Origin of the sequence: Mycoplasma leonicaptivi ATCC 49890 (assembly GCF_000622205.1) — a bacterium.
In the GTDB taxonomy this organism is placed as follows: domain Bacteria; phylum Bacillota_I; class Bacilli_A; order Mycoplasmatales; family Metamycoplasmataceae; genus Mycoplasmopsis; species Mycoplasmopsis leonicaptivi.
On the sequence record NZ_JHWE01000049.1, the window covers coordinates 1 to 7167 of the forward strand.

General features: G+C 24.0%; 7 protein-coding genes and 1 pseudogene. 1 reads left to right on the forward strand and 7 read right to left on the reverse strand.

The window, feature by feature from the left end:
- The 4 genes and pseudogenes from BU00_RS04635 to BU00_RS0103035 form a co-directional block, all read right to left on the reverse strand.
- Window positions 1-239 (reverse strand): annotated as a pseudogene (locus BU00_RS04635) (IS1634 family transposase); the annotation flags it as partial.
- A 134-nt stretch (window positions 240-373) separates the two neighbouring features.
- Complete coding sequence (locus BU00_RS0103025) at window positions 374-793, reverse strand: hypothetical protein (protein ID WP_027121433.1); 420 nt, start codon at window positions 791-793, stop codon at window positions 374-376.
- A 340-nt stretch (window positions 794-1133) separates the two neighbouring features.
- Window positions 1134-1553: a hypothetical protein gene (locus BU00_RS0103030; protein ID WP_156926439.1), complete on the reverse strand. Its 420-nt coding sequence runs from the start codon at window positions 1551-1553 to the stop codon at window positions 1134-1136.
- A 312-nt stretch (window positions 1554-1865) separates the two neighbouring features.
- The gene (locus BU00_RS0103035; protein WP_027121435.1) at window positions 1866-4823 is read right to left on the reverse strand and encodes a hypothetical protein; all 2958 of its coding nucleotides are present in this window, start codon (window positions 4821-4823) and stop codon (window positions 1866-1868) included.
- A 241-nt stretch (window positions 4824-5064) separates the two neighbouring features.
- On the opposite strand from BU00_RS0103035, the gene BU00_RS0103040 reads away from it, so the two are divergent.
- Window positions 5065-5427 (forward strand): hypothetical protein, encoded by a 363-nt coding sequence (locus BU00_RS0103040; RefSeq protein WP_027121436.1) that lies wholly within the window; start codon window positions 5065-5067, stop codon window positions 5425-5427.
- Between the two features lie 181 nt (window positions 5428-5608).
- Here the strand turns inward: BU00_RS0103040 and BU00_RS0103045 are convergent, their stop codons facing one another.
- The 3 genes from BU00_RS0103045 to BU00_RS0103055 all read right to left on the reverse strand — a co-directional run.
- On the reverse strand, window positions 5609-6229 hold the full coding sequence (locus tag BU00_RS0103045; protein WP_027121437.1) for a hypothetical protein: 621 nt from the start codon (window positions 6227-6229) through the stop codon (window positions 5609-5611).
- 55 nt (window positions 6230-6284) lie between these two features.
- Window positions 6285-6857, reverse strand: a complete 573-nt coding sequence (locus tag BU00_RS0103050) for a hypothetical protein (RefSeq protein WP_027121438.1) — start codon at window positions 6855-6857, stop codon at window positions 6285-6287.
- Window positions 6858-6870: 13 nt separating this feature from the next.
- A partial coding sequence (locus BU00_RS0103055) for an integrase core domain-containing protein (RefSeq protein ID WP_027121439.1) occupies window positions 6871-7167 on the reverse strand: 297 nt, incomplete at its 5' end.

Below are 7167 nucleotides of genomic sequence, written 5' to 3' on the forward strand. Positions count from 1 at the left end.
GCGTGAAATAATGCTGTTTTTATAGTTTCTGGTTTATCTTGATTTGTAAAGGTTTTTAGTGTATCTTTAATGATTTCAATTGCATTAGGATTTATTGCAATCAACTTTTCTTGGTTCCCCATGCTAAATCACTTGGTTGCATTCTTTCCAAAACCATTACTTCAACCTACATATTTATAAATTGCTCCCTTTTTACTTCCGCCTGAATTAAAAAGCATTAAATTTTTCTTTTCGTTCATACTTAATATTATATCAAAATAATAACTAATAATAACTAATTTTTTAAAGAATTTTTATAAAAATACCTAATATATATATATATATATATACATATATTAGGTAAGTCTTTTTGAATTGATAAAAAATGCATTTTTTATGCCCAAAAGTGAGAAACTCGGGTAGTTTTATAGTCTCAAAATTCATTAATAAGAAAATTTTTATTTGAGACTGTAAACATATTATCATCAGAAAGATTTACAACATACATATAGAGGATTGCTAAACATTCATCCTTATCATATCTTTTTTGTATCTTATGTATTAACTTTTTAAAGGTTTTGTCATTTCTATATGTTTCTATAAACTCCTCAGATTTATTATCTGAGTATTCTATTGAATTATCTATTTTTGTATTAATACATCAATCATTTTCAACAAAAATAAAGTTTTCATCTTTATTTTTGATATATTTGATAATATTTTTTAGTATAAATGCTCTGTATTTTAAATAAACAACTAAATAAACTATATTTGCAAAAGCACATAATAAAATATGTATTCAAAAAAACATCATTTGCAAGTCTTTGTGTATCTTTTAACTCAAAAATATTTAAAATTTCTACAATATTTGTTGATATAAAAGCGATAATAATCATTATCCTAAGCATTCTTAAACCAAAAATAGCTTTGGATTTTGTGATATCGAAAGATTTTTTAAGTAAAACATTAACAGTGATCACTTTTTTAAGTTTTTTAAAGCGATTCATTAGTACGTCAATATGAATTAAATGTTTTCTGCTTCATAAATGACAAAAAACAATTGTAACAATTTGAAAAAATGTTGTTGTAAATATTAGTAAATTAAAGAAATTAAGAAAGAAATTCATGTTTGATATTTACCATACCACTTAAAATTATGTATTATTAAATCTTGCATAATTTTTTAATAAATATTCTTGGTATTCTTTAGAAAAATGATTATCAGATGCAATATCGGTTATAAGCATATGAAAGACAATAAAACCTTTTTCTTTACCAAAAATCCTTATTATGTTTTTAGTACTAATTCTAGTATTAATTAAAGAATTTTTAATACTAAATTTATTGAAATATTTTTGATCTGGCAAAAGATAATCATTAACAACTTTAATATTTATTTCATTAAAATCAAAAAGTTCATTTTTCTTATTAATAAAACTTAAAAATCTCTTTAGTGTAATAAATGAAGGAGCAAAGAGTAGATTATAAATCATTAAACATATTAAGGTAGCAATATTTAGTCAAAAAGACATCTGATACTCAGGATCGTCGAATTTAAAATCAAATAAAAGCATTGGTATAATTATTATTATTGAAAAAAGAGTACTAAATATACTGCTGGTACCTCTTCATCAAAGCATATCTTTTTTTGCACATTTTTCAAAGTATTGTAAACCTTGTTCGAATAATTTTGAAACTTCTGTTTTTTTGATGTCTTTTACTAAATCTTTTTACTAATATTTTAAAAATTTTTCACTTTCCAAAATATGTTTTTGCAAGTAAAAAAACCAACATAAACATTGCAAGAGCAATGATAATCAAAGAACTTATAAAATATATGTAAAATGTTGTCATATTTATCCTATTTGTTAATATTATTAATTTAATTATTCCTTAGTAAAAGGTTTTTCAAACTCTGTAAAAATGTCAGGTATTTCATATTTTGAAGGTCATAAACGATTTTTTCTTTGTAATTCATATGCAAATGATTTTTCATTATAATCATTTAATTCACCTAAAAAATTCATACGTTGTGAATTAATTATAAAACCACCAGAAAATAAACCACCCAAACCAATGTGAATTCCATAAATATTTCCCTCATCATCAAAAACGCCACTACCAGATGAACCACTACCTAACTGGTTATTATCTCCTGCCTTAGAATCTTTAAATTTTCTCATCACTCTATAAATATCTGTTCTTCCCTTATCAGCATCGGTTCCTTCATTTGTTGTTCCTGCAAAATAATTAAATCTTGCCTGAATATTTCTTGCTCCTTGATTTCTTGCGCCAGGGAAAGTGGAAGTGTATAATGAGACAAAAGATTGTCCTTTAATATATCTACCTTTTTTAGATATTTTTACTGGTTTTATCGTCATTCATTGTCTAATATGCTCTGCAATTTTAGTTCTATCAGAGTAATTGTTCGTGCTGTTTATAACGCTTTGGATATTAATTTTAATAATTTTTAAGTCAGCTTCAGAACGCTTTGTAGCATTTGTACCAGTGACAGGTGTACCATCAATTTTAAATTGACCCGTTGCTTCTCATACTTGCTCTGTTTGCAAACTGTATGCATTCCTTTGTGTAGAATATGTTGAAACATCTTCTTTTGTAGTATGTTCTTTTGGTGCGATAACAGCTTCATATGCTGAACTTGGAACATGTCTATTTGTTGCAACGTAAAATTCATAATTATTAGGATCGCTCGGTTTAACTTTGCCAATTAATCAATATGTACCTGAGTTAGCACCAAAGGAACGTTTGATAACATCGCTAAATACTTCATCGTTTTGTAAATGTGATGTTGTTCTTCATTCCATTGCATCAAAATTTATTTGTTCTTCATGGTTAATAGATTTAAAATTATTTTTTCTCTCAAATAAGAATCCATCTAATCTTAAATAATTAGATTTTTGTTGGATTTCATTAACATATTTAAAAGGTTTTATTGAATCTTCTAAATACATAATTGAAGTATAATTTTGTGCTTTCTCAACAAATGTTGATACTTCTTGTGAAAGATTATGCATATAAATATCTTTATTTATAACACCCTCTCTTGCTTTTATTTCAATAATAAGTTCTTGATTAACAATTGAAACTTTTGCTTTAAGTCTTTGGTTGATTAATTCTTCTAATTGTGAATCAGATAATGTAGGTTTTGCTTGTGGATTATTTTCAAATCCTAAATAAAGTGCTTTATATAACTCTTCTCAGTTTTGAATAAAATCAATTTTAACATTATCTAAAGTTTGATTTGGTGCAGATTTTAATTTATTATAAGAAAATGATATACCATATGCATTTTGATTGTTGGTTCAGTAACTAAGATTAATATTATTAGGAGAAGCAAAGAAGTTAAAGTTTATAATTGCTTCTTTGTTTTCGTCTAAGTTTTGGAAATTTTGTAATTTCTTTTTAATTGTAAAAGTAGTTTTATCAGCAGATTCTTCAAACTCTTTTTGTGCATAGTTTTCTACAATTGTTCCATAATTATAGTCTACATTACCTAAACTATAATTAATAGTTCCATATTTAGATGTTTTAGGATATCCATATTCACCTTCTTGAAATAGGTGATATTTTTTTTGTAGTTCTTTTAAATAAAATTTGTTTAAATTTAAGTAGTTTGTGTAGTTGAAATCTGCGGTGCCATTTTCATTTACAAGTTTATAATCACCTTCATTTTGTTTTGCAAACATTTCGCTAGTCGAGGTTATATTTGAATCATGGTTTTGACGTGTTGTAAATGAAGTACCAAGTGCATCGGTAAATGTAATATCTTGTTGCTTAATATTTTCATTAAAAATATTATTGCCAAATTGTTGAATGTTTTCAATTGGAAAATCTTTGACAGTACGTAAATTATGTTTATGAACTATTTCTACTTTGCGCAGTTTTCATTTAATTCCAGGGGTTAAATTTTTAAATTCAAATGATTTTAATTCATCAAAATTTAAATAAATATATTTATTATTTTCAATACGTTCTTTTCTTGGTTCTCAATCAAAACCAGTAGACCTGTTATATGTCGCTTGTTGAGTAGAGTTGTCGGGTGGTAAATTTGCTTGTAGTTCGTCTACGAATGATAATTTGAAGTATTTTTCTTTTAGTTGTTTTAAATCACTATCATTTAAATTAACATTAATAGAACCTAAAAAAGTATTATATTTATTTGGATCTTTTGCAAACTGTATTTTTGTAATATTTAAGTTTAATTGAGAATTTGAAAGATTGATTGCTAAATTTTCATTAACAGTTCAAGTTTTTTGTGTTTGTAAATCATATAAAGCTGTTAAGAAATATTTATCAAAACTATGATCTATTTTATCAAGTGCATTAGTTATTTTTATAGTGTTATTTTCAACAATACCTTCAAGTGTTATATCACTTCTATAACTATTAATATCAGGTTTAAAAGTAATTAAATATTTGTTGTTTGGAGTTAAAGAACCACCCGCAAATATAACAATATCAGAACCAACTATTGAAACAGAAGCAATAGAATTGTTTTGTGAATTTTGAGTTTTTGTACTATTTTCAATTGAACCAGAAAAATTAAGGATTTGATTATTATATTTTATATTAGAAATAGAAGTTGAATCATTGTTATCAACTTCAACTATAAAATATTTAGAATTACCATCGTACTTTTGTTTATATTCTTTTCCATTATATGTAAAAATAAAATCCTTATATTTTGAATTTGATAATGTATCAAATTCAAATAACAACCCTTTTTTATTATTTACATCTATTTTTTTAATATGAGATATATTTAAGTTTGTTTGTAGTTTAAATTTTGCAATAAATTTATCATAGTTAGTAAAACTATCCATTAGTGAGTAATTAATAGCATTATTATTTATAATATTTTCATTTGTTCTAAATTCTTTATTAAGATGTGAAATATCAATATTTTGATTATTAATTGAAATACTTGTAACTCTATAATTGGTATTAGAATTTAAATTAGTTAAATTATAATGAACTTGATTATTAGTAATTGAAAATCCATCGCTTATTTGGTAATTATTTTGGGTGGTTTGATAGTTAATTAAAACATTATTAATACTTGTTATGTTTAATTCAAGGTTTAGAGATGCAGAATTATTTGTAATATTTGAAAATATATTATTATTTGTAATTTGAATAATTTTGGGTTCTTGTGAAGTATCTTGTCTATTATTATCTATACCACCTTGGTTTGAATCAACAGAAGAATTAGTATCTAAATTATTATTTTCAATTAAAGTCTTAAAATTAGTCTGATTTGCAAATTGTGAAATATCTAAAAGTTGATTATCTTCATATATTTTTGAAACTTTATATTCTGTACTGGGATTTAATATTAAATTAAAAATAATTTTATTTCCTTGTTTTGTAAAATTAGAATTTTGAAGAGTTGTATTATTAGTGATGTTTAATAATTCAATAGTGTAATTTTTGTTACTGTTTTGATTTATATCAAAACTAATTTGTGCACCGTTTTGTGATATATTTTGTATATTTAAGTCTTGAATGTCGCTTTTTTGATTATTTAAAATAGCTTGACTTGTTTTTTGAATAATAAAACTTGGTTTAGGTGTATTTAATTCTATTGACTCACCTGTTTTTTCAAGTTTTATACTATTAATAATATATTTTTTATCATATTGAAGATTATCAAATAATATACCATTTGATGATGCTTCATTAATAGATATTTTTTTGTAATAAAGTTATTCTCATAACCATATTCGACAATAATATTATCTTTTGAATCTTTTTCTGAATATATACCAGTCATCACTATTGAATTTTCTATTGGTTTATTAAAATTAATATTAGTAATTTTAAGTTGATTATTTTCTGTATTAAAAGCAAACAAATTATTTGCATTATCAAGATCATAAACATAATTTAATATCTTTATGATATTAAATTTATATTTATCATTTTGATTTAAGTTATTAAATTCTACTAAAACAACATTTTGATCTATATTTATTGCACTAGGTAATATATTATTGAGTTTAATTTCAAAATTTTTAATATCACCTTCTTTTAAAATTGATCTTGTTGAAATTTTAAAAGAAAGTTTGTTAGCATCTTTTGAAACCAATGAAACATTAGCAAAATCTAATTTAACAACTTTTTTATTATTTGATGATTTAGAAGGTTGATTACATGAAGTTAGAACAGTTGTTAAAAGAACAGAAGAACTAATTAATAATAACTTATATTTTTTTCTTAATTTTGACATATTTTCTCCTTTAATAATTTTAAATCAAAAACACCTAAATGAATAGGTGTTAAATTTATTTTTCAAACGGTTTCTTAAATTCTGTAAAAATAGTTAACATTTCATATTTACTTGGTCATAAACGATTTTTTCTTTGTATCATATGTGCAAATGATTTATCATTATAATCATTTAATTCACCCATAAAGTTCATTCTTTGTGAGTTTAGTAGGTATGAACCATTTCCACCATCACCAACTTTACCAGCATGAATTGATAAAAAGTTCCCTTCATCATCATATAATCCAGTACCAGATGAACCACCTTGAAAATTGTGTTTATCTTCTATGCTATTATCTTTAAAAGAACCTCTGAAATAAATTTGATCAGTACGACCTAAGTTATGTCCTCCAAAATTATCTCATGCAAAACCTGAAAGATAATTGTGTCTTAATTGAATGTTGCCTTTTGTTCTGTTAGTTGTGCTACCTGGAAAACTTGAAGTGTAAGCTGTAAAGAATTGGTCTTTTTTAATATACCTACCTTTTAAAGATACTTTTATTTTATCATCTTTGGATAGATCAAGTCATTTAGCAATATGTTCTGATGATTTAAATTTAGGATCATTTTGGTTTGTAAACAGGGACACAGATTTGAAACAATTATAATTTTAAAGCACTTCAAGTTTCTTGAGGTGTTTTTCAATTAAGATTTGATTGAAATCTTTCATTATTATATTTTACAATAAACGATTCAATTAATGATTTTAATTCTTTAAAAGTCATTTCCTTTATTTTGTTTAAATATAAACATTCTGTTTTTAATATCGAAAAGAAATATTCAACTTCTCTATTATCTAAGGAATTACCAACTCTAGACATTGAAATTTTTCCATTAATTTTATCAACTAATTTTTTATACTCTTGTGAAGAATACTGATAACCATGATCTGAGTGTAT